Origin of the sequence: Paenibacillus kribbensis, from assembly GCF_002240415.1 — a bacterium.
Taxonomy (GTDB): Bacteria; Bacillota; Bacilli; order Paenibacillales; family Paenibacillaceae; genus Paenibacillus; species Paenibacillus kribbensis.
This window is the reverse complement of record NZ_CP020028.1, coordinates 2,695,488-2,721,362: the sequence shown is the minus strand read 5'-3', so window position 1 is coordinate 2,721,362 and position 25,875 is coordinate 2,695,488. Positions and strand designations below refer to the sequence as shown.

The 25,875-nt window shown below is 43.7% G+C and carries 20 protein-coding genes and 8 pseudogenes; 18 read left to right on the top strand and 10 right to left on the bottom strand.

Features of this window, described 5'->3' with window-relative positions:
- Positions 1–364: 364 nt before the first annotated feature.
- From B4V02_RS26640 to B4V02_RS12285, 9 genes and pseudogenes are all read left to right on the top strand, one after another.
- Positions 365–745 (top strand): annotated as a pseudogene (locus B4V02_RS26640) (carbohydrate-binding protein); the annotation flags it as partial.
- Positions 731–1,084 (top strand): annotated as a pseudogene (locus B4V02_RS26635) (carbohydrate-binding protein); the annotation flags it as partial. The pseudogenes B4V02_RS26640 and B4V02_RS26635, both read left to right, overlap by 15 nt.
- 81 nt (positions 1,085–1,165) lie before the next feature.
- A pseudogene (locus B4V02_RS26630) lies at positions 1,166–2,026 on the top strand (glycoside hydrolase family 30 beta sandwich domain-containing protein); the annotation flags it as partial.
- 75 nt (positions 2,027–2,101) lie between these two features.
- Positions 2,102–2,455, top strand: a complete 354-nt coding sequence (locus B4V02_RS26625) for a carbohydrate-binding protein (RefSeq protein ID WP_244188546.1) — start codon at positions 2,102–2,104, stop codon at positions 2,453–2,455.
- Positions 2,456–2,567: 112 nt separating this feature from the next.
- Positions 2,568–4,103: pseudogene (locus B4V02_RS12300) on the top strand (glycoside hydrolase family 43 protein); the annotation flags it as partial.
- Positions 4,104–4,229: 126 nt separating this feature from the next.
- A complete protein-coding gene (locus B4V02_RS26620; protein ID WP_244188545.1) occupies positions 4,230–4,514 on the top strand; it encodes a carbohydrate-binding protein in 285 nt (94 codons plus the stop codon).
- A gap of 567 nt (positions 4,515–5,081) precedes the next feature.
- Positions 5,082–5,399, top strand: a complete 318-nt coding sequence (locus B4V02_RS12295) for a TetR/AcrR family transcriptional regulator (protein WP_244188502.1) — start codon at positions 5,082–5,084, stop codon at positions 5,397–5,399.
- The gene (locus B4V02_RS12290) at positions 5,384–5,554 is read left to right on the top strand and encodes a hypothetical protein (RefSeq protein ID WP_244188501.1); all 171 of its coding nucleotides are present in this window, start codon (positions 5,384–5,386) and stop codon (positions 5,552–5,554) included. The genes B4V02_RS12295 and B4V02_RS12290 overlap by 16 nt, the downstream gene beginning before the upstream one ends.
- Before the next feature lie 30 nt (positions 5,555–5,584).
- The gene (locus B4V02_RS12285; RefSeq protein ID WP_094154980.1) at positions 5,585–6,625 is read left to right on the top strand and encodes an aldo/keto reductase; all 1,041 of its coding nucleotides are present in this window, start codon (positions 5,585–5,587) and stop codon (positions 6,623–6,625) included.
- Between the two features lie 549 nt (positions 6,626–7,174).
- Here B4V02_RS12285 and B4V02_RS12275 read toward each other — a convergent pair.
- The 4 genes and pseudogenes from B4V02_RS12275 to B4V02_RS12260 form a co-directional block, all read right to left on the bottom strand.
- A complete protein-coding gene (locus tag B4V02_RS12275) occupies positions 7,175–7,864 on the bottom strand; it encodes a metal-dependent hydrolase (RefSeq protein WP_094154979.1) in 690 nt (229 codons plus the stop codon).
- Positions 7,861–9,109: pseudogene (locus B4V02_RS12270) on the bottom strand (multidrug effflux MFS transporter). Before B4V02_RS12270 ends, B4V02_RS12275 begins: the two are co-directional and overlap by 4 nt.
- Positions 9,110–9,254: 145 nt before the next feature.
- Positions 9,255–9,890: an FMN-dependent NADH-azoreductase gene (locus B4V02_RS12265; protein WP_014281655.1), complete on the bottom strand. Its 636-nt coding sequence runs from the start codon at positions 9,888–9,890 to the stop codon at positions 9,255–9,257.
- A 36-nt stretch (positions 9,891–9,926) separates the two neighbouring features.
- Positions 9,927–10,310 carry a tautomerase family protein gene (locus tag B4V02_RS12260; protein ID WP_014281654.1) on the bottom strand — a complete coding sequence of 128 codons (384 nt, stop codon included), beginning with the start codon at positions 10,308–10,310 and terminating at the stop codon, positions 9,927–9,929.
- A 124-nt stretch (positions 10,311–10,434) separates the two neighbouring features.
- Here B4V02_RS12260 and B4V02_RS12255 point away from each other — a divergent pair, with 124 nt between their 5' ends.
- The 4 genes and pseudogenes from B4V02_RS12255 to B4V02_RS12240 form a co-directional block, all read left to right on the top strand.
- Complete coding sequence (locus B4V02_RS12255; protein WP_094154978.1) at positions 10,435–12,963, top strand: helix-turn-helix domain-containing protein; 2,529 nt, start codon at positions 10,435–10,437, stop codon at positions 12,961–12,963.
- Positions 12,964–13,054: 91 nt separating this feature from the next.
- Positions 13,055–13,497, top strand: a pseudogene (locus B4V02_RS27275) (Rrf2 family transcriptional regulator).
- A gap of 597 nt (positions 13,498–14,094) precedes the next feature.
- A complete protein-coding gene (locus tag B4V02_RS12245; protein ID WP_244188544.1) occupies positions 14,095–14,514 on the top strand; it encodes an NAD(P)H-dependent oxidoreductase in 420 nt (139 codons plus the stop codon).
- Positions 14,504–15,195: pseudogene (locus B4V02_RS12240) on the top strand (tyrosine-type recombinase/integrase); the annotation flags it as partial. The gene B4V02_RS12245 and the pseudogene B4V02_RS12240, both read left to right, overlap by 11 nt.
- A 550-nt stretch (positions 15,196–15,745) precedes the next feature.
- Here the strand turns inward: B4V02_RS12240 and B4V02_RS12235 are convergent.
- Entirely contained in the window at positions 15,746–16,501 is a 756-nt protein-coding gene (locus B4V02_RS12235; protein WP_094154977.1) for an SDR family NAD(P)-dependent oxidoreductase, read from the bottom strand.
- Between the two features lie 217 nt (positions 16,502–16,718).
- Here B4V02_RS12235 and B4V02_RS12230 point away from each other — a divergent pair, with 217 nt between their 5' ends.
- The 3 genes and pseudogenes from B4V02_RS12230 to B4V02_RS26615 form a co-directional block, all read left to right on the top strand.
- Entirely contained in the window at positions 16,719–17,606 is an 888-nt protein-coding gene (locus tag B4V02_RS12230; protein WP_007432368.1) for an AraC family transcriptional regulator, read from the top strand.
- 858 nt (positions 17,607–18,464) lie between these two features.
- Positions 18,465–19,376 (top strand): EamA family transporter, encoded by a 912-nt coding sequence (locus B4V02_RS12225; protein ID WP_094154976.1) that lies wholly within the window; start codon positions 18,465–18,467, stop codon positions 19,374–19,376.
- Between the two features lie 38 nt (positions 19,377–19,414).
- Positions 19,415–19,671 (top strand): annotated as a pseudogene (locus B4V02_RS26615) (tRNA-specific adenosine deaminase); the annotation flags it as partial.
- Positions 19,672–19,725: 54 nt separating this feature from the next.
- Here B4V02_RS26615 and B4V02_RS26610 read toward each other — a convergent pair.
- From B4V02_RS26610 to B4V02_RS12210, 3 genes are all read right to left on the bottom strand, one after another.
- A complete protein-coding gene (locus tag B4V02_RS26610; protein ID WP_007432370.1) occupies positions 19,726–19,830 on the bottom strand; it encodes a DUF6254 family protein in 105 nt (34 codons plus the stop codon).
- Positions 19,831–20,168: 338 nt separating this feature from the next.
- Positions 20,169–20,819, bottom strand: a complete 651-nt coding sequence (locus tag B4V02_RS12215) for a nitroreductase family protein (protein ID WP_094154975.1) — start codon at positions 20,817–20,819, stop codon at positions 20,169–20,171.
- A 239-nt stretch (positions 20,820–21,058) separates the two neighbouring features.
- On the bottom strand, positions 21,059–21,508 hold the full coding sequence (locus tag B4V02_RS12210) for an RrF2 family transcriptional regulator (protein WP_007432372.1): 450 nt from the start codon (positions 21,506–21,508) through the stop codon (positions 21,059–21,061).
- 330 nt (positions 21,509–21,838) lie between these two features.
- Between B4V02_RS12210 and B4V02_RS12205 the strand changes: the two genes are divergently transcribed.
- On the top strand, positions 21,839–22,624 hold the full coding sequence (locus tag B4V02_RS12205; protein ID WP_094154974.1) for a MerR family transcriptional regulator: 786 nt from the start codon (positions 21,839–21,841) through the stop codon (positions 22,622–22,624).
- Positions 22,625–22,699: 75 nt separating this feature from the next.
- Positions 22,700–24,046, top strand: a complete 1,347-nt coding sequence (locus B4V02_RS12200; protein ID WP_094154973.1) for an MATE family efflux transporter — start codon at positions 22,700–22,702, stop codon at positions 24,044–24,046.
- 74 nt (positions 24,047–24,120) lie between these two features.
- On the opposite strand, the gene B4V02_RS12195 is transcribed toward B4V02_RS12200, so the two are convergent.
- Both B4V02_RS12195 and B4V02_RS12190 read right to left on the bottom strand, forming a co-directional pair.
- Entirely contained in the window at positions 24,121–24,957 is an 837-nt protein-coding gene (locus B4V02_RS12195) for a carbohydrate ABC transporter permease (protein ID WP_094154972.1), read from the bottom strand.
- Positions 24,958–24,981: 24 nt separating this feature from the next.
- Complete coding sequence (locus B4V02_RS12190; protein ID WP_094154971.1) at positions 24,982–25,857, bottom strand: carbohydrate ABC transporter permease; 876 nt, start codon at positions 25,855–25,857, stop codon at positions 24,982–24,984.
- Between the last annotated feature and the right edge of the window lie 18 nt (positions 25,858–25,875).

Here is a 25,875-nt window from a genome sequence, read left to right as displayed (position 1 = left end):
CGGTGGTCTTTTTCTTCCGGACATAAACTGACGATAGGCACAGGCGATCCGTCTGTGCCTGCTATATGCTGGAAGTCACATCAAATATTAGGGAACGAAAACTTACTTCGGTAAATTTTTCACATATACACAAAATAATGAGGAGATTGCGAAAGAAACAAACAGTTCTATTGACCCTATTCTGGTATTTAGGAAGTACATTACAATTATCGACAGTAAATAATTTGTTGTGTTGTATTATAAATCTAAAATTTGAAATGCGAAAGAGAGTGATCTGGACAAATTACCGATATAACAACAAGTGAAAACCACATTTGAATTACAAATGTATGGAAAGTTATTATTTTGTTGAGGAGAGATGGAAATGAAATCCCATGTAAAAAAGTCAATCTGCTCATTGTTAGCATTGGCAACTGCGTTGCCGATCATGTTAACAGTGCCAGCGCCCGTTCAGGTGTCAGCGGCAAGCGATGTAACCGTTGATTTATCAGCCGAAAAGCAAGTCATTCGCGGTTTTGGAGGCATGAACCATTCCGGTTGGGCTGGAGATTTGACACCAGCTCAAAGAGAAACCGCTTTTGGCAATGGCAATAATCAGTTGGGGCTTACTGTACTAAGAATTCCTATTGACGAAAATAAAAATAATTGGAAAAGGGAAGTAGCAACAGCAAAAAAGGCGATCGAAAACGGCGCAATCGTTTTTGCTACGCCTTGGAATCCTCCAAGCGACATGGTTGAGACCTTCACGCTCGGAACAAACTCAGGTACAGGCACTACATATGAAGCGGAAACAGGTACCACACTCACCAATGCAAAAGAGGAGCGTACGAATTCGGGCTACACCGGTACCGGGTATGTCAAGTTTCAAAATACAACCAATTCTGCTGTCCAATTCAATACAATCCCCATCGGCAGTACAGGAACGAAAAATGTGAAAATTCGCTATGCCCTGCCAAATGGAACAAGCAAGCTGGACGTCTATGTGAATGGGGCGAAAACACAGAGCAACGTTCCTTTTGAAGCCACTGGCAGTTGGAGCACTTGGGGCGAAAAATCAATCCAGGTATCGATGGCTAATGGAACCAGCACATTGAAACTGGTCACGACAGGGACAGAAGCCCCGATTATTGATAACATCAATATTACTGCTTATGTTGAGTCCCAAACGGCAAAACGCCTCAGATACGATAAGTATGATGCTTATGCCAAGTATTTGAATGAATTCGACTCCTTTATGAAAAGCAATGGTGTAAATCTATATGCTATTTCTGTTCAAAACGAGCCGGATTATGCCCATGACTGGACATGGTGGTCTGCCGATGAAATTCTTCGCTTTATGAAAGAAAATGCCGGTTCCATCAACAACCGAGTCATGGCACCTGAATCATTTTCTTATGTCAAAGCAATGTCAGACAAGATTTTGAATGATCCACAGGCCCTTGCAAATATGGATATTCTGGGAGCACATACTTATGGTACGAGATTCAGCGATTTCTCTTATCCGCTGTTCAAGCAAAAAGGAGCTGGCAAAGAGCTCTGGATGACAGAAGTCTACTATCCGAACAGTGAAGCCAACTCGGCAGATCGCTGGCCTGAGGCACTGGATGTCTCCTATCACATTCACAATGCGATGGTAGAGGGAGACTTCCAGGCATACGTATGGTGGTACATCCGCAGACAATACAGCCCAATGAATGAAGACGGTACAATCAGCAAACGCGGTTATAATATGGCTCACTTCTCGAAATTTGTTCGTCCTGGATATGTAAGAGTAGATGCAACAAAGAACCCTGCTGCCAACATTTACACTTCTGCCTATAAAGGTGACAACAAGGTCGTCATTGTGGCAATCAACAAAAGTGCTTCCCCAGTAAGCCAAAACTTTACACTGAAAAACGGAACAGCATCCACAGTCTCCTCCTGGGTAACAGATCGAACCAGAAATCTGGCAGCCGGACCAAAAATAAATGTGGCAGGCAGTTCCTTTACGGCTCAGCTTCCTGCGCAAAGTGTAACTACTTTTGTAGCTGAATTAGGCAAAAATAACAACATCGTCAATACCAATGTCGGTACCACTTACGAAGCTGAGAAGGATACCACCTTGGTTAACTCCGTAGTAGAGAGCACTTACTCGGAAAATAACAATATTCAATTTGTTAATTTTAACACCATATCCGATGCATCCATTCAGTGGAACAGCATTAACTGTGCTTTTGCAGGCTCCAAAAATGTGAAATTCAGATATGCGCTGGATAAAGGTACACGATACCTGGATGTGTATGTGAATGGAGCAAAAGTAATGAGCGACGCGCCTTTCGAAGCCACTGGTAGTTGGGGAACCTGGGGTGAAACTACAGTCCAGCTACCATTCAAGAGTGAAGTAAATACCTTAAAAGTAGTAACTACGGGTACAGAAGGCCCCAATATTGATAAAATCACTGTATCACCCCAATAACCTAATATAAGCAAAAGCTATAAAGAATGAATTGTACCCTGTTAGTCAGACACGACGAAGAAACTATGTCTACTTGGCAGGGTACTTTCATTGGTTTAAGGAGGATAAAACGATGTGGAAGAAATGTAGTTTGTTTTTATTCGTTCTAGCACTTGTCTGGAGTTGCACTTCTGAAGTGCCTGCGTCTGCAGCCAGCTCTACAATTGCCAAGCATATTGGAAATTCCAACCCACTGATAGACCATCATTTAGGAGCAGATCCCTTTGCGTTGACCTATAACGGAAGAGTCTACATCTATATGTCCAGTGATAACTATGAATACAATAGCGACGGAACGATTAAAGACAATTCATTTGCTAATTTGAAGAGTGTATTTGTCATATCTTCCGCAGATATGGTGAACTGGACCGACCACGGAGCCATTCCAGTAGCAGGGGCCAATGGCGCCAACGGCGGCAAGGGCATTGCGAAATGGGCCGGTGCTTCTTGGGCGCCGACAGCCGCAGTTAAAAAGATCAATGGCAAGGACAAATTCTTCCTTTATTTTGCAAATGGTACCGGAGGTATCGGTGTTCTCACGGCAGATAGCCCCATTGGGCCATGGACAGATCCGTTGGGAAAAGCGCTGGTTACTACTAAAACACCAGGCATGTCTGATGTTGTATGGCTTTTCGACCCAGCCGTATTGGTGGATGACGACGGCACAGGCTACCTCTACACTGGTGGTGGCATTCCTGGTGGTTCTACACCAACCCAAGAGCAACGGGCCAATCCCAAAACAGCCAGAGTGTTGAAGCTGGGAGCCGACATGACCAGCGTTGTTGGAAGTGCATCTATGATTGATGCTCCATTTATCCTGGAAGACTCAGGAATTCATAAATATAACGGAATCTATTACTATTCCTATTGCATTAACTTCGGAGGCGTACACCCTGCCAATATACCAGGGGGGCAAATAGGGTATATGACCAGCACAAGTCCGATGGGGCCGTTTACGTACGCAGGACATTTCCTGAAAAATCCAGCATCCTTTTTTAAGGCCGGTGGGAACAACCATCATGCTGTTTTCAACTTTAAAGGGGAATGGTATGTAGCCTACCATGCTCAAACGGTTAGTTTAGCGTTATTTGGTGAAGGTAAGGGATACCGTTCTCCCCATATCAACAAGCTTGTGCATCGTGCAGATGGAAGCATTCAAGAGGTTGCTGCCAATTATGCAGGCGTAGCCCAACTGGACAATCTTGATCCCTATCAACGAGTAGAGGCAGAAACATTTGGTTGGAACCGGGGAATTTTAACTGAGAAATCTTCAGCGATAGGCGGTCCGGTCAACAACCAGCACGTAACTGGTATTCACAATGGAGACTGGATTGCGGTAGGTAACGCTGACTTCGGTTCCATAGGAGCCAAGACCTTTAAAGCTAATGTTGCCTCCATCACAGGTGGTAAAATTGAAGTCCGTCTTGATAGTGTAACAGGCAAGCTGGCAGGAACGCTTAACGTACCTTCAACAGGTGGAGAGCAAACCTGGAGAGAACTAGAAACTACTGTAAGCGGTGCAACCGGTATTCACAACGTCTTCTTTGTATTTACCGGAAACGCTACAGACAGCTTGTTCAATTTCGATTACTGGCAGTTTACAAAAAATAATGCCACTGCGGTGGCTGCTGGAGGTACCACTTATGAAGCGGATAAGGATACCACATTGGTCAACTCCGTAGTACGGAGCACTTATTTGGACAATAAACCCATACAATATGTCGACTTTACTGCCATGTCCGAGGCATCCATTCAGTGGAACAGCATTAACTGTGCCTTAGCAGGCACAAAAAATGTTAAATTCAAATATGCTTTGGAGAGAGGTATAAGGAATCTCGATGTGTATGTGAACGGAACGAAGGTAATTAGCGATGCAGCTTTTGATGCAACTGGGAGTTGGGGAATATGGGAAGAAAAAACAATTCAGATACCCATGAGTAGCGGAATCAATACATTAAAAGTGGTAACGACCGGCACAGAAGGACCGAATTTAAAGAGTATTCATATTTCATCCCAGTAGGTCGTTAAGGCTAAAGGCTTAGTTATCCAAGAAACCTGTTTTACGTTTTACTTAGTTACAAATTGGATATTTCCAAAGATGATTGTTGCAACGTGCTGAGTTCGGTTTAAAAAAGGATTGGAGGCTGAGATCCACGGTGGTTGCACAACTCATTGCTGCACTTCAAGGGATGACCATATATATTCATGGTTGTTCGGATTCTACATGGCCGAGCCAACTTGCTATCGTTTGGGCATGAACAACTTAATAAATAAGTAAAATCACCTAAATGCGCTTCGAACAAATTGACTGTTTTTGATGCTCTTTTAAATCGTTAATTAAGGAGGCTCCATATGAACAAGGGACTGTCCCAAAAGTCGATTTGGGAAATTTCGGCCCCCAAATTGTAAATGATTTCATTTAACAAAAGAACCTTCATTTCCACTTACATAGTGGTTTTGAAGGTTCTTTTGCATCATTTATTGTCTAAGAGGATCATTAAATTGAAATACATAAAGTAACGTGTTATAGAACGTTTTGATTCCATTTCTATAAGGTGATACATTTATAAAATTGGGGGGCAGTTTTATGGCAAAACGTGCAATGACAGATGAAGCGAAGGCGTTAAAGGCGCAAGCCATTCTAGATCAGGCCGCTCGCATGTTTGAAGAATCCGAATACAATCACATTAAAATGTCGGACATCGCTAAAGAAATGCAAATGTCAAAGGGTATTCTTTTCGTTTATTTTAAAACTAAAGAAGCTTTATTTTTCAATCTACTGTGTAGAGAGTACGAGATAAGGCTAATTCGGCTAACTGAACTAATAATCGAACAACCTATTCACAACTTCAACGATTTCAAACGCCTAATTATGACCGAGCTGATCGAATGGTTAAAGCGATGATCGACGTAGCAGATGAGGAAAACGCGCCGCTTCGATTAACGTTGGGAAGCGATGCATACGATGCGATTCATACAAGTCTAAGCTCTCGCTTGGCGGCGCTTGAAGGACAAAAGGACACGGCGTATTCAACCGATTTTGAGACGAAAGCTGAATAATTTTTAATAGAAAGGGAGAAGAAAATACTAATGGAATATGTGAAGTTAGGCAATACTGGCCTAGATGTCTCCAGTATAGCTCTCGGTTGCATGAGTTATGGCGACCCTGAACGTGGAAGACATCAATGGACCTTAAATGAAGAAGAAAGTCGTCCCATGATTAAGAAGGCTCTTGATCTGGGTATCAATTTTTTTGATACGGCAAATGAATATCAGAAAGGCAGCAGCGAAGAAATTGTTGGCAGGGCTCTAAAGGACTTTGCCAACCGAGATGAAGTGGTCATCGCAACCAAAGTGTTTGCTGGAATGAGAGAAGGACAAAATGCGGTAGGTCTCTCCCGAAAGGCCATCATGACGGAGATTGATCACAGCCTTAGACGACTGGGTACAGACTACATTGATCTTTATCAAGTCCATAACTGGGATTACAATACGCCCATTGAAGAGACGATGGAAGCGCTGCATGACGTTGTAAAAGCTGGCAAGGCACGTTATATTGGAGCTTCCAACATGTATACCTGGCAATTTCAAAAAGCGCTTTATACTGCCGAGCGCCATGGGTGGACCCGGTTCGTCAGTATGCAAAATCATCTGAACTTATTGTACCGAGAGGAAGAACGGGAAAAGCTGCCGTTTTGCAAAGAGGAAAAAATCGGTGTGATTCCATGGAGTCCGTTGGCCAGAGGCAGATTGACCCGGAACTGGGATGAAACAAGTTTTCGTGCGGACAACGATATGTTTGGCAAAGTTCTATACCAGGCAACAGCAGAATCAGATCGAAAAGTCATCGAATCGGTGAATGAGGTAGCGGAAGCGCGTGGAATTCCCCGTGCTCAGGTCGCTTTGGCATGGGTGCTGCAAAAAGATGCTGTTACAGCTCCAATCGTAGGAGCTACGAAAGAGCAGCATTTAACCGACGCAGTAGCGGCACTGGACGTTCGATTGACTGACAAAGAAATCGAGAAACTGGAAGAGGCATACGTTCCTCATCCGGACAATCTTACCAATCTTACGTTTTATGCGAAACAAAATGCTTTGATGAAATCTGTCTCCGCCCCGTCTGCTCATTAATGATTTCAAATAAGCAATACGAAAGAGTCACCCACGTGTAGAGTGGCTCTTTCGTATGATCAGGTTAGCCAGTAAATTTGCTTAATGAAGAAGTTATGCCTTTGGCCTTAGTATTTATTGTATTAATCAAATTGATTTCTTCATCATTATCCAGGTAGTCGTACGTCATAAAGGGAATGTTTAATTCAGAATTTGTCCTTCGGTATACCGTTTGATTCCTCCAAGGCGATGTTGCCCATCCATTAAGGAAGCCTTACTTTTACATAACAATCGTCCTTGGAAACTGTAAACTTATTTTCACGTTATGCATAATTGAATGAACAAACTTCATGGCAAAGTATGCTCAACAATAACGAATTTACATTTGTTCAGAGAAAATCCAAAAAATCAAAAGCGGGCGCTGTCCAACAGGGGAGAGCGCCCACTAAATAGAAATAACTTAACTTTCAGTTTGACCGACCATAAGTCATGAAGTTGTTTAGTGGGTGGGATGCAAAAGCTATTAAAATAGCGACTTATACTTATATAAGTTGATCCTTATGAATGAATTCAAGGAATCAACTCCAGCCTTTCTCCCGGTTTCAACACTTTCCCTACCCCCTCCTTTAGAAGCGAAGCGAAGTAGTGAGGGTCTTGTTTAATAGAAGGGAACGTATTGAAATGGATCGGCACAACTTGTTTCGCTTGAAGCCATTCAGTTGCCAGTGCAGCATCCTCTGGTCCCATAGTATGGTTGTCTCCGATCGGGAGAAATGCCAAATCGATGTTGTTGAGTTCTCCAATCACCTTCATATCGTAGAACAAACCTGTGTCTCCTGCGTGGTAAATCGTTTTGCTCTCTGCCGTGAACAGAATCCCTGTAGGCATTCCCGTATAGATGATTGTTTTGGTCTCCGGATTAACTTGGCTTGAGCTATGAAAAGCTTGGGTTAATTTCACTTTTCCAAATTCGAATTGGTAGGCTCCCCCAATGCTCATGGCATGGGTTCGTACACCTTCCCAACTGAGAATATCCGCTAGCTCGGCCGATGCAATGACCAGCGCGTTATTTCGTTTCGCAATTTCCACAGTATCTCCAACATGATCCCCGTGACCATGGGTCAGAAGGATTACATCAGCCTGCACATTGACTGCTTCCAAATCGGTGTTGGAGTTGCCTGTAATAAAAGGATCAATAAGAATGGTTGTGCCGTTGGTTTCGATTTTTACAACCGAATGTCCATGATAAGATATTTTCATTTTTCTTCCCCCTTTGGTTGAATTGGCGATGCCGGGTGTATTCGGATTAACGTGACGTAACAAACCACTGCCGCGATATTAGAAAAGGCAATAACCAGCCCCATGGGAATTGCAGATTGCCCTCCACCAATACCGGTTACGGGCGCTGCGAGCCCCCCTAATATGAACGAAATCAAGCCAAGCAGGGCAGAAGCGCTTCCTGCAGCAATGCCGTACTTTTGCATAGCTAGGGAAAATCCCGTTGTCGTTACGATCCCGACACTGGATACCACGATAAATAATGGAACCAGCACAGCGTATAGTCCACCGCCGCATAATAATACTACTAACAATGTCACACCACTAAGCGTAGCCAGGGAAATTCCGCTAACGAATAGCTTATGCTCACTAACCTTACCAGATAGTCTACCCGTAATTTGCCCCGCTACAATCAAACCCAACCCATTCAGGGCAAATATTACACTAAACAGTTGCGGAGAAGCTCCGAATATATCCTGAATCACAAACGTTGAACCTGATATATACGCAAACATCGCAGCAAGGACAAAGCCTTGTGATAATGCATAGCCCATGAACGTCCGGTCTTTGCTCAGGGTACGGAATGTGAAAAGCGTTTGTTTCAATCCGCCCTTAGCTCTTCCTTCGGCAGGCAACGTTTCTTCCAGGCTATAGAACACGGCAAAAAATAAAGCTACGGCGATCAGACTTAACACAAAGAATACGCCTTGCCAGGAAGAAATGCGCATAAGCTGTCCACCAGCGATCGGTGCAAAGATCGGCCCCGCCCCGTTCACCAGCATTAGAAGCGAGAAAAACCGGGTTAATTCCGGCCCTGAAAAGAGGTCCCTCGTAATCGCTCGGGAAATCACGATCCCAAAGCTTCCTGCCAGACCCTGAACAAACCGCAGCGCAATAAATGCCCATATCGATCCACTTAAAGCACACCACGCGGATACGATGATGTATAGGATCAACCCCGCAAGCAACGGCCTTCGGCGACCATGAATATCGCTCAGGGGCCCCGCTGCCAATTGCCCGAACGAGCCCCAGCATGCAGGATGTCAGGCTGAGTTGGGCAATGGAAGGTGCAGCCTGTAAATCCTTGGCCAATGTCGGTAGCGTGGGCAAATACATGTCCAGGGAAAAGGGAGCGAGCGCCGCCAAGGCGCCCAAAATAACGGCCACTGTCGCACGTCTTCTGCGAGTCAGCGTAACCCCTGCCCGTGTATTTGTCATATTTTTCATCCTCTCGGACATCCCGAATGAGTTGTCAATTTTTAATGCTCATTAAATGCTCAATGGAAGATGCAAATAAACTCTCATAACCCTATGAGAGTTTTATTTGCATGAAAGTAATGAAGCATGCTTGAATCACTATCGGAAAATACTCTTAGAAATTCTTCGCAGCGTTGCGGGCTTTTTCGATTGCATCGGCTTTGATTTGGGGAGCGCGGTCTCCCGCCGTGGACAGACCCTCCACAAACAGACTGTCGAAGTCTGTTACGCCGACAAAGTTCAAAACGGTCTTCAAATGACGGCTTCCATTCTCACGTTCCGCAACAGGACCTTCCGAATAGATGCCGCCGCTAGCTTGAATGTGAAATGCTTTTTTATTATGCAGCAGTCCAACGGGGCCGTTCTCCGTGTATTTAAACGTTTTGGCTCTGACGCAAAAGGAATCAATGTACGCCTTCAATACCGGAGGGTAAGAGAAGTTCCACATTGGTGTAACGAACACGTACTTGTCCGCAGCGATGAACTCTTCTAGCAAATGATTCAATTGAGTTACTTTTTCTTGCTGCGCAGAAGTCAATTGGTCAAACGGTGCTCCCGTTTGAAGCTTGCCCCATGCCTCCAATACATCTGCATCGATATGCGGAATGTTTCGTTGATACAGGTCTACGTGCACAACCTTATCTTCTGGGTGGCTTTCTTGATAGGCTTGTACAAATTGCTCGCCAACGGAAAGGCTGTAAGATGCTTCTGGATTACCGGGATGCGCAGTGATATAAAGAACAGTCGACATAGTTAAAATTCCCTCTCTCTTATGAAGAATTACGAATTAAACAATAAATGGGGCGATGCCGTTGCCATAAGACCAGTTGTCTTTCGTGACTTCAATTAAATTGATGAAAACATCTTCCGTTCTAATGTTGCACTGTTGATGCAGTTGTTCAGCTAATGCCGCATAGAACTCTTTTTTTACTTCGGACGATCTGCCGGCATTCAGGATGATTTGAACGATGAGAAATCCATCGCTTCTTTCAATGTCCAGACAGTTTGGATCAAAGCTGAAGTTCTCCTGGTTGTGTTCCTCGATAATCAGAAAACGATCATTTTCAGGCACGTGCAGTTTGTCCACGATCGTTTGGGAGACGACCTCTTTAATACGGGCTTTAGCCTCGCTCGAACGTCCTTCCAACGTGACGATACGCGTTAAAGGCATGTAGATTACCTCCTTTTTTTGTTGATATGCTTTATTTTATCTGTTAAAATCCTGAACACAAATGTACATGAGTTCGTGTTTGTACGTGTCAGAGATGCTCAAACTATTGAAGCCAGGTGATAAGATGAAAGACGAAAAATCTTCAAAAGATTGGCCCCATGATTGGATTAAAAAAATTCGTTCCAGGCCCGCTAGACATAGCCTTTCCAAAAGAATGCGGCAAGTTGACCTGGCAAGGCAAGTTGGTGTCGATCCACGAACTGTGCAACAGTGGGAGAGCGGAGATCGTCTTCCCAGCATTGGGAGCCTTAAACGTTTGATTCAAGTCTTTTTGGAAGAAGGGCTCTTCTTGGAGGGGGCTCAGCAGAAAGAGGCTGAGGAGCTTTGGCTTGCAGTAAAACGTTTCTCAGAAGCACGTTCTGCAACAAAACGGGAGTTTCCGGATTTTGATGTCACTTGGTTTGAAACCGTAGCTTTGTTTGAAGGTTCCGCGCAGGAAGGTCGGGTTGCCACGCAAGCCGTTTCAGATGCAAGCAAAAGTCCGTTACCAAAGCTTCTTTCTCGCTTTGTAGGAAGAAGCCAACCCATGGCCGACCTGAGAGAACGGCTGAAGATTCATTCCCTTGTTTCAATCGTAGGTCCCGGGGGAATAGGAAAAACGTCTCTTGCCGTTCGAGTCGCTTCAACGCTTGCAGAAACGTATCCGGACGGTATTTGGATGTTTGAATTCGGCGCCGTGAAGGACCATCATTTTTTGGGCCAGTTTCTTTTATCCACTATGGGACTGCAAAATCAAGTGAATCGAACGGATCTCCAAACCATATTGGATGTTGTGTCTAACAAGAGAATAATGTTTATTTTCGACAATTGCGAACACGTCATTGATGCATGCGCGGCTTTAGCCGAATCACTCCTGATGGCTGCGTCAGCACTAAGCATCCTGGTCACGAGCCGGGAATCCTTGAACATCTCTGGGGAATACGTCTATCGGCTCCCCCCGTTATCCTTTCCAGGGGAGGAGTATTCGCTGGGCGAACTCTCCGAAGAAGAAATTAAGGAATTTGAAGCCGTGCAACTGTTTTTGGAACGTGCACGTTTGGCGGCCCCTGAGTTTCAGCTCACGCTGCCAAACTTGAAGCTTGTCGGTGTCATTTGCAGAAAATTAGAAGGAATTCCGTTAGCCATTGAGCTTGCGGCTTCCAGAATGAGCATGTTGACACTGGAACAGATGGAAGAGCGTCTGGCGAGTCTGCTGACATTATTGACTGCGGGAAAACGAAATGCTGTGCCGCGTCAAAAAACGCTGAAATCTACAATCGATTGGAGCTACGATCTATTAACCGGCAAAGAGCGACTGCTCCTGAGGAGGCTCAGTGTATTTTCAGGAGGGTTTACGTTGGAGGCAGTGGAGCAGATCTGTAGTTGCGAACCCATATCGTCCATCGTTGATGATAAACTTGTCCGGGAAGATATGCTTGATCTGTTATCTGGACTGGCCAACAAGTCACTCGTCTCAATCGAAATCAGTGATGACTACCACTACATCCGTTATTTCATGCTGGAAACCATTAAGGAATATGCTGACGAGAAGATGCGGGAGGAAACTGACGACCGTAACAGACATGTTCTTCTTGAACGTCATGCTCAATATTACAGCCAAATTTTGAATCGCGCGGAAGCCAAGTTCAGGACTCGCGAGCGTAATGCCTGCCTTGACGAAGTGAGACGGGAATATGCAAACCTGCGCTCAGTCATGCAATGGTCTTATGAAAACGCGCATGCCAACCCGATTGGGCTTCATATGGTTTCGAACCTTTACTGGTTCTGGCTTCATGAAGGCGGGTTAAAGGAGGGCTTGTTTTGGCTTAATCGTTTTTTGGAAAGTACTGTTCATGAAGAACTGCCTGGTGGAGATTTTGCCAAAGCATTGCATGGGCGGGGCGTCATTCAATTCGTCCAAGGAAACGTTAAAGATGCCATGGTCTCAGCTGCACGCAGCGTTGATCTCGCCCGTGATCTAAATGATGCTGCACTATTAGCCTCTTCTCTTCGTCTCATGGCATTTCTTTACATCAACCAGCTACATTCGGAAGAAGCCGAACCTCTGGTTCAGGAGAGCGTTGATATAGCGAGGAAAACGAAGGACATGTGGAATTTGGCGGCTTCGTTGCATGCTTACGGAAAGCTAAAGCTGGAACAAAAAGAGTTTCATGACGCATCTATACTTCTAAAAGAGAGTGTGTACTTCTTCGAATTGGTTCAGGATAAATGGGAAGTATCCGGTCCGTACGAAAGCCTCGGTTATGCTGCCTTGAAACTTGGGCAGATCGATCAATCCATTGAATACTTCAAAAAAAGTATTACGATTAGCCAAATCTACAAAGGGACATGGATTCTCTCTCGTGGAATAGAAGGACTGGCTATAGCGTTTTGGGCAAAGAAGGCTTATCCAGAAGCGACCATCCTTCTAAGTGCTGCTGAGAAATGTCGCGAAAGCTTCGGAGGTGCAGCCATTCCGAATTTTCCCGTGGAGCATAATGTAGCGCTTCTTGATCTTCAACATGTTTTAAATGAACAGGAAATGCGTGATATTTGGAACAAAGGAAAGAGTCTAACGAAAGACCAAATTCTTGCATATTCGCTAGAAACCTAGATGTGAGACACCCAACACGGCGGGAATATGGTAAACTTTTTATATAATAAGACGAAACGAATTAGAGACCATCAATGGAACCGACTAAATTATGAAAATAAGCAGCAGATTTTCAATGGCGGTTCACATTAATTCCTTGCTAGCTGCCGCCAAGAATGTGCACTGCACCTCGGAATGGTTCACCGATATCGTCGGTACGAATCCGGTTAATATTCGGAAAATACTCGTGCAGCTAAAGAAAGCGGGATTGGCGGGCGTACGAGCCAGTATAGGGGACACTTTTTTGCTTATAGGGCTCGACTGCTGAATGTTTATCGGGCAGTGGAAGTCATGAAGGAGGAAGCTCTTCCATATCCATGAACAGCCGAATCCCGAGTGTTTGGTCGGCGTAAATATTCAAGCCGTTCTGGAGCTGAACTTTAGACGAACCTAAAATGCAATGGAAGCGAGCTTGGCTAGGTGTATGAGTTAGTTTCCAAGCTTGCAAAGCATATCAATTGGAAGAGGGGACATCATTTTTTGAAGTTGTTGTAAATGTTATCATTACAACGACAAATCCCGGAATTCGTGAGAGGAGGTGCACAGAATGTAGCACAGGCTGATTTTAAACCAAAAAAAAAGATGAACAATGTCTAATTTAACTCGAAGTTTTATAAACACCGCCCAAGCATTCAATGTATAGCTGAGGATGCAGAGTGGACGGAAGCGTTCGGGTTTCCATATATAGGTACTTGTATCCGATACGAGGAAGATGCCCAAAAAGTATTTCCCAATTAGGTAGTGAGTGGGATAGGTATAAAGCAAAGTAAGCGATTATTACAAAGACGGGGATACCGTCATGCGGCCTGCGTCTATTCAGGGGTCTACAAATTCGAGCGAATTTCGCCCATAAAGACGCCCAAGGCTATCTCTGACGAAATAGCTATCGATGGCATTGAAGACGATCGTTATGAAATTTGTAGCAGACGATTCGGGTCGCAAAGAGCGGAGTGAATTCGCCGGCGACATTCAAGCATTGAATCCTGAATTATTTAAATCATAACAAAGGAGTGGATTTATCATGGCAATTGTATTGTACGTAACCAGGAGACCAACCTAGGAGATGAAGTCATTCATTTGGATCTGTACCGCATGGATCTTCCGCAAATCGACGCCGATCTTCTAAGACGCTGGGGGCAATCGCCAAGCGGTCCTTCTTTCGATGAACTGAGCGAGGAGTCGAAGGTCAAAGCGGTGCGGATACGCGAGATTGTGGATCAATTCATGGCCACGGATAAAATCGTCATTGTCAATCCGGTATGGAATTATTCTTTCCCGTCGGTTCTGAAAGCGTACATTGACGCGGTTACGGTTATAGGAAAAACCATTAAGCGATCCGATAATGGGCTGCGGGGGTTGTCCGGTTTGACAGGGACTCAGCAAGGCAAAAAAGTGATGCACATTCAGGCTTCAGGCACGGTTCTCTCCCACGGGAAGTTTAAAGATGTCGAGTACAGCCACAGTTATGTAAATGCTATCATGAATTTGCTGGGCATTGACTGTGATGGCTAAGATTGAGTTTAATACCAGTAAGGAGACTCAAGACCAGTTGCTAATCGAATAGAAGGAAAAATACTTCGGGAAGACGATTTTGAGAAATTTCGTCAGTTTGTGGCCCATGATTTCGGTGAGGTCAATAGAACAAATAAAAGATTAATCCATTTCCATGAGTTTAATCGTGAACGAGATACAGCCATAGTATCCCTGATACTTGGATCTGGACTTCGCTTGTCAGAAGTAGCAGGTATTAATCTCGATGATATTGATATAAATAAAGCTCTGGTACGCGTGATTCGCAAGGGAAATAAAGAACAGTACGTATATTTTAGTCAGCAAGCTCTATTGGATCTGAAGGATTATTTGAAAATCAGAGCTATTAGATATATACCAGAAAAGTCAGAAAATTATCTGTTTATCGCAGCACCAATTGGTCGAAAAGGAAGAAGCAGACGTTTAACACCTAGGTCAATTGAAAAACTTGTTGAGAAATATGCGAAAGCATTTGGCAAACCTGCGTTGACAGTACATTCGTTAAGGCATTCATTCGCAACTCGTTATCACCTGGAGAACAATAATGTACCTAAGTTAAAGAACCAATTAGGGCATTCTTCAATACAAACTACTATGATCTATACACATTTATCTGATGAAGAAATGAGAACTGCAGTCAATAATATGGATAAAGATAGATAGTTCGAACATTTGTTTAACGTCATTAAATTGTGACAACAAGTTTACCCCCTGAGAAGGAAATTTCATTTAAATTTAAATTCTACTGCTGCTTATCATATTCACAAAACTCGTATTTTATACATATGTCAGTAACTCGACTAAAGCCCTTATAGACTATGAATCTATATGGATTGTGTCACAATCATGTGCCTTATTATTTGTCGTTGTTTTTCTCACTTCCATTTTTCTCATAAAAAAACCAGCTGCTCCAAGTACTTTATTGGCTTTCCGGACAGTGCATACAGAAGTTGTAGTTCTGTTGCGATCCCCCAAAATTTTAAAATTAGTTTTAGAAAGCTAAACAGAAGGTATCGAGTTAAAATAAACATTGATGAAATATTAAAACGCGAGAGCTTACAAAGCTCTCACGTCTTTTTCTTTGGTCATTTTAGATTGAAATATAATCTTCTTTCTTCCTGATTTTAAAATGTGTGGGAACTGGTTAAATGTCTATCAATGTTTAGTATCCGTCGTTTCTTCAAGATTCGGCTCTCTTACCGTCCTCACATTCTTAAAGCAAATGTCCGCCAGACACTTCAATGTCTTGGGCTGTAACCCAGCCGAAATCATCGGACAATACGTTCACAATGACCTTCGCAAGATCTTCTGGTTGGCCGATTCTGCCAAATACAGATTGCTCAGCCAGCGGCTTGATGAATTCGGGATGTTTATCGAATACTCCATCGCCGAAATTGCTGTGCGTAGGACCGGGAGAAACGGCGTTGACCCGAATTTTGCGAGGTGCAAGTTCTTTGGCGATATAGCGAGTCCAGGTTGAGAATGCTGCTTTTAACGAGCCGTAGGCGGAGTATCCTGGAAACGATTGGTTCTTGGATGAACTCGTGGTATTTACGATGGCTCCAGCATCATCCATGAATTGGACGAGGTGTTGTGTTAAAAAAACCGGTCCTTTAAAGTTCGTATTAAGAATTTTGTCGAAGTACTCTTCGCTCATCTCATGGAACATCATGGGTCCGCCAACACCGCCATTATTAACTAAGTAATCGAAAGTCGTTCTGTCCCAAATTTCTTTGAGGCTCTTTTTTACTTCTAGAACGAAACCTTCGAATGTTGATATTTGCGTCAGATCCAACTTCAGTGCTACAGCCCGAACTCCTTTATTCTTCTCAACTTCCTTAACGACAGCTTCTGCCCGGTCCTTATTGGAATTGTATGTGAGAATGACGCTAATTCCGCGCTTGCCAAGCTCAAGAGCCGTCGCTTTCCCAATGCCATTGCTTCCACCTGTTACGATTGCAATTTTCATAAGATCCTTCCTTTCTTGTGTTCGATCTGGATTTTATTTTAGTGGTTTCTGCTGAAATAATATAGATTTAATAATGCCTATTAATTGCCTAAAACCACCATGTATGATTTCGATAAACCAGGAGTATCCCTTCTCTTTATTATAAGAAGAGCCTAAAAATGCCGGTGCATTTCTGAGTTGTGTTGAGGGATAAGGAGTCATGTGGTAAAATAAGTGCATGAATAAAGTTTTAGATGAAATTATTGATTTAATGAAAAGTGCAGGTACTCGACCGATTGAAACCGGAGTACCGGGGCTGAGCATGATTAAGGGAGATATTCCCGCACATCAGCTCGCAGCGCTCTACGAGCCGATGATCGGTTTTACGGTTCAAGGAACAAAGATTCTTTCAATCGGGGAGCGCAGCACTACCCTGGAGGGGCCCTCGTATTATGTGCTGCCGGTACATGTTCCCGCAACGGCGAGTGTACATCCAGACCGTGATGGCCGTCCTTACATGTCCCTTGGTCTTGCGTTGAATCAGAATGTTCTTCAGAGTTTATTAAGAGATCTGCCTGAAAATCTAATACCAACTTCTTCTGAGCAGTTCGCAGCTTGTGAAATAGATATTGAATTTATGGAGGCATGGCTGCGCTTATTGCGATTAACGAATACATCAAGAGATATTCCAGCTCTTGCACCGGCTTATGAACGCGAAATCCTTTATCGCGTTCTGATGGGACCACAAGGATGGTATCTGAGGCAACTGGGTCTGCGGGAAAGTGATTTCTCTAAGATTTCTCAAATTGTAAAATGGTTTCGCGATAATTTTATGAGGCCAATAGACATCGGTGAGATGGCATCAAAATCTGGTATGGCTATAAATACCTTTCACCGTCAGTTTAAACGTGCAACGGGTTTAAGTCCGATTCAATTTCAAAAGCAGTTGAGGCTTTTGGAAGCTAGAAACCTCATTGCATTTGAGGGCTATGCAGTAGCCAGTGCCGCATATCAAGTTGGCTATCAGAGTCCCTCACAGTTTAATCGAGAGTACTCCCGCTTCTTTGGTTCATCTCCAGCTCGGGATACTGAGAAACTAAGACGAATCGAAAGCGCGAGGGATTAGATCAATGTCATTAAGTTAAGCTCAAAGACTAACCGGGAATAAAAATGGAATTCGCAACGGCATGGGGAATCAACCCTGCAAAGAAAGCACGCTATGCACCAAAAAGAGCCGTTGATTTAAATACCTAATCAACAGCTTTTCTAATTTCTTTTCTGTATGATGATTTTAATGATGGAAAGAATACTACGTCTACACTAAACAAATGTCCTAACAAGACGTTGGTACTAATTTTTAAATTGTTTTCACTTATACATTCGAATTATTCCCCAATAATCCAAGTAATTCCGGGCATTTGCCTGAAGTTGCGTTGACCGATGTGTTGTCCAAGAGAGATGGCACCCGTTTAGGTTTCTTTTGTTCAAATTACATATTTTCACACATGTTTGCGGGTGGTTTCAGCGATGCTGTCACTACCCCTATCAAGTCAATCAGTTTACTATCAATCATATCGCAGTTAAGTGGCTCAGTATCCAATGATAAAGAAGTGCTCAAGGAGCAAATCGGGCAAATCCCTTCATCCTTAAAGCAGACCGTCATCAGCCCAAATAGCAAATACGCTACTATTCAATTCCAAGTAAACCTGCCCCCCACTTTGCATGACCGTAATAACTCCAGAGATTTTTCAACTCTCGATTTTGGCAACGCTTTCATCTTTTAATTGAAAACGCAAATTGAATTTTCTTTTTGGTATCAAGTTATTGACAATGGCCAAAGTTTGCTTCTATACTGATAGCGAAACGGAATACTAAAACTTGTTTTGGATGTGGATTTTTCTAGAGAGTCATCTCTATTTTCGCCACACAAATGCCTTAGTGGACATTTGTGTGGCTTTTTTTACATTCACAAAGGAGGATTATTATGAAACTGTGGCATTATGCATTCATTGTTTTCTTAGGAGGTTGCTGTTACGGGATATTGTCGACATTTGTTAAGTTGGCGTACTCGGCAGGTTTTACAGTAGCAGAGGTAACGGGTGCGCAATATTTCTTTGGTACAGTACTGAGTTGGATTGTGGTTTTATTTACGAAAAGGAAAAAATTAACTTATAAACAAACTTCAAAGCTAATACTATCGGGAATTCCGTCCGGTTTGACAGGTTTATTTTATTGTCAATCCCTACAAACCTTAAATGCTTCTCTGGCCATTGTTCTATTATTCCAATTTGTTTGGATTGGGGCATTATATGAGTGGGTATTCCAGAAAAGAAGGCTGACGAAGAAGAAACTTATATCCATCGGGATACCTCTGATTGGTTCCATGTTAGCCGCAAATGTCATGTTTCAGGAAAATGTAACTCTTTCTTGGCAAGGAGCCATTTGGGGATTTTTAGCCGCGTTATCCTTTGCAATGTTCATTTTTCTGAGTGGCTCTGTTGAAAAAGGTACTCCACCTATATTAAAAAGCGCTCTTCTTTCTACCGGAGCTGTCATAACCGTTTTTGTCGTATTTCCGCCAACATTTTTGTTTAACTTTGATGTATTAACAGGTTTGAGTCCTTATGGATTGCTTCTTGGTGTATTTGGAGTTGTTCTTCCACCTCTCTTGTACTCCATTGGAATGCCTCAAGTTGGATCAGGAATGGGTACCATTCTGACAGCTTCTGAACTGCCGATGGCGATTTTAATGTCCTCTCTGGTGCTAGGAGAACATGTAGGTTTACCTCAGTGGATTGGAGTCCTAATTATATTAGGAGGGATTGTTGGTAGCAACATCCGGCGTGGGGATTCGGAGCAGCAATCTTTGAATATACAGAAGAGCACGACTTTTTGACAATACACACTGACTTCGTTAACAGAGCATATCAATGAATGCGGCACCCCTTTGTGAAAAGGGCTAAATGGAGTAGGATTACTGATCTGGATTTGAAGTACTTGCAACGTTGTGTTGACCTTACCCAAGTTGCCCTTGAAAATGGGGACGAACCCTTTGGTTCTCTTCTCGTTGCCGCAAACGGTGACATTCTTGAGGAAGATTATAATCATGTTTCTGGCGGCGATCACATACCCAGCACCCCGAGTTTGCTCTGGCCCGTTGGGCAGCTAATCATATGTTACAACAAAGAAGACTGCCGTAAATTTCGTCGACAGTCTTTCTCTTCCAAGTAGTATACTCCTCAATTCTATTCGCTCGACAATTCCTTAAGCGATTTAATTTTACCATGGGGATGCTGTTCTTGCTTTTGTGACTTCCAGGCAGCTTCTTTCCTTCTCTTCTGGTGAGCCATAACAGATATCCTCCTTTGGAAATTGTGATGTATACCACTTCGTTAAGTTGTCATTTCTCGGCTCTGTTTATTCATAAAACTAAATTCGTTGGATTTTTGTTATAACTCAGGGTGATACCTGCCCCTCTTTTACAGTTCCAAAGTAGCCTCTGCCCGTATGGGGGCCAAACCGCAACTTTATTGTACACAGCAATTCCTCCGTCTTATCGGATTATAGGGTCAAAAAGAAAAAAGCCGCATAATGCGGCTCCCTAAGCATATAGATTCGTGTCACAATAACACTCCAACCTGTAACTCCTGCTTCTTTGTCTCCTTTATGTGATGCAAGGGTGTTAGGATTAGTTAGCGGGCATTTCGTTGAAGAATGTAATGTCGTCTATAGGCAATCGAGTTGTCTGATGGCCCGGCTGTGCCGCTTTGCCAAGTGCAATCAGCATGATCGGAATGTACCGCTCGCTGATACCGAACGCTTGCTTAAACTCAGCCGTATCATAGCCGCCCATCGGGACGGTATCGTAACCGTGAGCACGCGCAACCAGCATGAGCTGCTGGGATACAATACCACCGTCGATATGGATGACTTTGTGTAGGCTTTCTTCTGGCATCGAAGTATAGGCATTAATCGATCTTTCCACGAACGCTTTAGCGGTATCTTCCTCCATATAGCCGCGTTTTACGGATTCACCGAAAACTTCATCGAGCCTCTTATATCCTTCCGTATCACCAAGCACAGCGATCACCGCTGCAGCCTCAGTAACCTGAGATTGATTGTAGGCAATCGGTTGCAGCTTCGCTTTCAGTTCCTCTGTCTCAATAACTAAGAAACGCCAAGACTGAGAGTTACTGGAGGAAGGCGCAAGCGTCGCTTCCTTCAGCAGATCCTTAATTTCCTCGTGAGATAAGCGAACCGACTTGTCGTAATGACGCACAGAGCGGCGCTCGTGGATGACATCGGCGAATAAAGCGGAACTCTGACCAGTAGTTGACATGATAAATCCTCCCTTGGATAAATACTGTTAATGATTCAGCACAGTTAAATTCAGGCTAAACGATCCAATTTAAAGCTCAATGCTGGAATGCGAAGCAGATGTTTGTAGATGAAATCGGTAGTAAGATTACCAAATTGCTTCAGCGTACAGACCATTCGCGGCTCGCTCTAAACTGTTGTTTATATTGCACAGTATAAAATCTAAGCAAGCCGCTGTCAACTGTCTTTTTCCAGATTCATCTAAAGCTTTGCTTCCAGTTGTTTGGCGAGATCAGCAATTGTGTATTTGCTTAATACTCCGCGCATACTGTCATCCATTTCTTGGGTGATATCCTCAAGCGCAGATTTCATACATTTACCAAGCGGATGCGTGCCGACTGTCTCGGTAATACCAAAGGAAAGCCTGCTGTCTGCACGAAATACATCATACACATCAACCAGTCGAATGGACTCTGCTGGTTTCCCAAGGCGGTACCCGCCGTCACGGCCTTCTCGGGTCCCGATAAACCCTTCCTTGGCGAGAACGGAAAGTATTCGGCGCAGCAGGGAAGGCTCCGACTGAAGATCTCTGGCGAGTTCAATACTTGGACAAGCTGTGCTCACGTCCTCCTGTGACAATATAACAAGCGCTTGAACAGCCAGTCCAAACCACTTTGGGTGCTGAGTCGGCGTACAATATTCCTTCCTCAACCTTTGCTCTCCCCTTCCAGTTTACTCTTATCTAGTATGAGTAAATTGTACCGAATTCCCGGATATGCTGCAATAGATGGGCTTAATGGACAGCGGAAAGGTGTATTTTTCTACCACGAAGCTGCACGATTCATGCGAAGAGTGAATGCCTTCTTGGTAAGACGCCACAGCCAAGTAGGCAACTTTGTGTTATTCTTAATTACTAATAAGTGTCAGTTATAAAAATATGAAATGATAAAATATTAAAATTTTGTTGACTCTGGATGAAACTTGAGTGCTCCAATCATGAGTAAAATAGGATGTGCAAACCATGAATGAAAAAAATATACCGTGGGCGAAGTAAGCCAAATCACAGGCATTTCTAAAGACACCCTGAGATTTTATGATAAAAGCGGCCTTTTAAAACCAGGCTACGTTGACCCCAAAAATAATTACCGCTATTACACATTCAATCAGTTTTGGCGTATTGACATTATACTCTGTTGCCGTAAATTGGGTATCTCTTTAGAAAAGATCAAGTCCGTACTCGACCTGCATGACAATAATAAGATTGTTGAATTGCTTCTGGAGCACCGTGCCGATGCAATCCGGCTCAGCAATTACTATATGCGTATCGCAGATGATATCTCGTGGTATGAGTCTCAAAATAGTCAAATTGCAAAAGCCCGTCAAGCACAAAATATTTGCGTAAAAACATTACCGGAACGCAAAGTGATAGGGATCAATCGAAAAAACGAGTCCGCTTATCAACTGCAGCTCCATCAAGCCTACCGGAACGAGGTACTCCATACTGAATCTATAAAACGGAATTACGGCTATTTCCTAAACACCGAAGATATTTTCAATAATCAATTCCATAAGACTGGCGGATATATTGAAGTGGGCTCCGGGCAATATCAATATGTTGAGGAAAAGGACATTTTGACCATTCCGGGCGGCAAATATGCCTGTTTTATCACAGACGTATCGAAGGATACGGCTGACTTTTCGCCGCTTGTTAACTGGATTAATGAGCATGATTATAAAGCTGATTTTATCATAGCAGATGAAATTGGATTACAGCTTTATGCCTACATGCAGTATCCTTGTGAAATAAAAATGCTGCTAAAAAAATGATCAGATTCTTTTTTTCTTGACATTGGAGTCGCTCCAACTTTTACAATATCCTCTATGCAAAGGAGGATATTTTTTATGCGAAAAGAAGTTTCACTGGCTGATGAACCGGTTCTAAAGCTGGCGCCGCCAGTTATGTTGGCTTTGTTAATTCAGTCACTTTATAACATTGTAGATAGCTGGTTTGTGTCCCGTTATTCTGAACATGGCCTGACGGCACTCTCCCTCATATTTCCGATCCAGCTGCTGATGATTGCTTTGGCAACCGGTTCCGGCGTAGGTACAAACGCACTTATTTCCCGCTTTTTAGGAGCGAACGACAAGCAATCCGCACAAAATACCGCCTTCAATGGCTTGCTGCTCGCTGTTGTAAATTGGATTCTATTCATGTTGGCTGGCCTGCTGCTGCTTCGACCCTATTTTGAAATGTCAACTTCGACACCAGATGTTCTCGTTTACGGTCTTTCTTTCGGGAAAGTGATTCTTTTATTTTCCTTCGGGATTTTCATAGAAAGTCATTGCACCAAAGTCTTACAGGCTTCAGGCAATATGGTAACCCCGATGATCGCACAGGTAACCGGCGCTGTCATCAACTGTGTTTTAGATCCTATTTTTATTTTCGGGTGGGGCTTCATCCCCTCCTTTGGTGTTGAGGGCGCTGCGATTGCGACGGTTACCGGACAAATTACCGCCATGTTCATCACCATATTTGCCGCCAACAAAAAAGGAAAAATAAAATTCAGAAACAGAAAAGCCAATCTTCGTATCATGAGTAACATTTATTCCGCTGGTGCTCCATCTATGATCATGCAGTCGCTTTTTACAATATATATTGTAGGGTTGAATTTGATACTCGCAAGTTTCACGGAAAACGCGGTAACGGTCTTGGGGATTTATTATAAAATCCAAACCTTTTTCTTTGTTCCGCTGATGGGGCTGGATCAGGCGATATTACCAATCATTAGCTTTAATTATGGGGCAGGAAAGCCTAAAAGAATGTGGGATACATTGAAATATGCCAATGGCATAGGCGTTCTTTTGATGAGCCTCGGTACAGCAATATTCTGTTTCCTGCCGGAACAATTACTGCGCATCTTCACGAGCAATCCGGATATTATTGAAATTGGGGTTCCAGCTTTTCGTATTATTGGTGCAAGCTTTATCCCGGCAGCTTTTACACTGATCACACCGACCTTCTTTCAGGCAACCAGTCGTGGCTTTAGGAGCATCTCTGTGACCATACTCCGACAGGTCATATTGTTAGTTCCGCTTGCGTGGCTGTTTTCTCACAAAGGCTTGTTCTGGACATGGCTTACCTTTCCTTGCACAGAAGTGATCACGATGGTAATATCATTCCTGCTGCTTTCTAAATTTAAAAAGCAGCATATCACAGCCAACATGCCCATTTATATTCAAAAGAATTGAATTTCTTGAAAAAAGAGTTCTCTTCCTTTCATTGAAGGAGAGAACTCTATCGCTTATATGACAACATATGAACATTAGCCCTTAACCGAGCCTGCTAGGCCGGAAACAAAGTATTTCTGAAATAACAGGTAGACACACAGAGTCGGAATAATGGAGATCAGCACACCGGCGTTCAGCAGCGTATAATCGGTTGAATGCTCGCCTTTAAAGGCAAGCAGCCCGGTTGTAATGGTCTTCATCGTATCCTTGGTGATAAAAATCTGCGCCAGCAAAAACTCATTCCAGGTTGCCATAAAGTCAAAGATGACAAGCGTGGCGATGGCCGGCATGGATAAGGGTAATATAATCCGAAAAAATTTCCCCATGTCTCCGCATCCGTCAATCAAGGCAGACTCATCGATTTCCTTCGGAATGGTGCGGAAGAAGCCGCGCAAAATCAGAATGCCAAACGGAATGCCGAATCCGACATACACGAGAAAGATTCCGGGATACGTGCTGACAAGATGCGTTTTGTTGAGAAGTATATTCAAGGGTACAAGTGTGGCCTGCATTGGGATCATCATACCGATCAGGAAAAAGGCAAACATCGAATTACTCCATTTAAAATTCAGCCTAGTCAAGGCAAATGCCGCGAACGCTTCGATCAGGATGCCCAGCGGTACCTTGACGAGACAGATGAACAACGTATTTTTCATGTACATGCTCATTTTACCCTGGTCCCACGCTTTCAGAAAGTTATCCCACTGAAATTTTTCAGGCAGCGCGTAAAACGGGCTGGTCATCAGATCCGCTCTCGATTTCAGCGCAGTGAAGGCGATAAACAGGACCGGGATTAAAAATATGGCCGCAAAAATAATCAGGAATACGTACCGTAATACCTTTACTGCCGGGTGGACTCTCAATTCCTCCATGCTGCACCACTCTCTTTCTGCACGTTATACATAGGATTTCCTGGTCGTGTAATAAACATAAGGAATGATGATGGTCATGGAAACCAATACAAGAATAAAGGCAATTGCCGAACCCATTCCGATATTCGCAAACTTGAATGTCTGACTGTACATCCATGACGAGAGCACCTGGGTGCTTTCGGCAGGGCCACCGCCGGTCATGCCGTAAATAATGTCATAAACTTTCATGGAAGCAATCAGCGTCGTGGCCACCACAATGACAAACGTTTCGCGCAGCAGCGGCAGCGTGATATAGAAAAAGGACTGATACGGTTTCGCTCCGTCGATCAAAGCCGCTTCATACGGGTCATGCGGAATACTCTGCAACCCTGCCAGGAAAAGAACCATAGGCTGTCCGATGCCCTGCCACATGGCCGCTGCAAAAACAGCGTACAGTGCGATATCCGGCTCTGCCAGCCAGGCATGCTGCCAGCTTTCTAGCCCCAGCAAAGCCAGCATTTTATTGACAAATCCCTGCGTTGGATTGTAGAGCCAGGTCCATCCGGTGGCAACAACAATACCTGACAATACATACGGAAAGTAGAATACACCGCGGAAAAAGATCCGCCCCTTCAGCTTTTTGTTCAGCAGCAGCGCCAATCCCAGACCTGCCCCCATAATCAGCGTTAGAGAACCGATCATCCAGAACAGATTGTTTTTCAGCGCTCTCATGAACACGGTATCCTGCGTGAACAATTCGGCATAGTTGCCCAAGCCTACAAACTCTTTATGGGGAGCAACTCCATTCCAGCTGAAAAAACTGAGAAAAAAGGTGTATACCGCCGGCACAAAAATAACCGTTAAGTAAATAATTAAAGCAGGCAGCAGAAACAGCCACGGTTTAAGCATTCTTGATGTCATGCCATTCTCCCCTTTCCA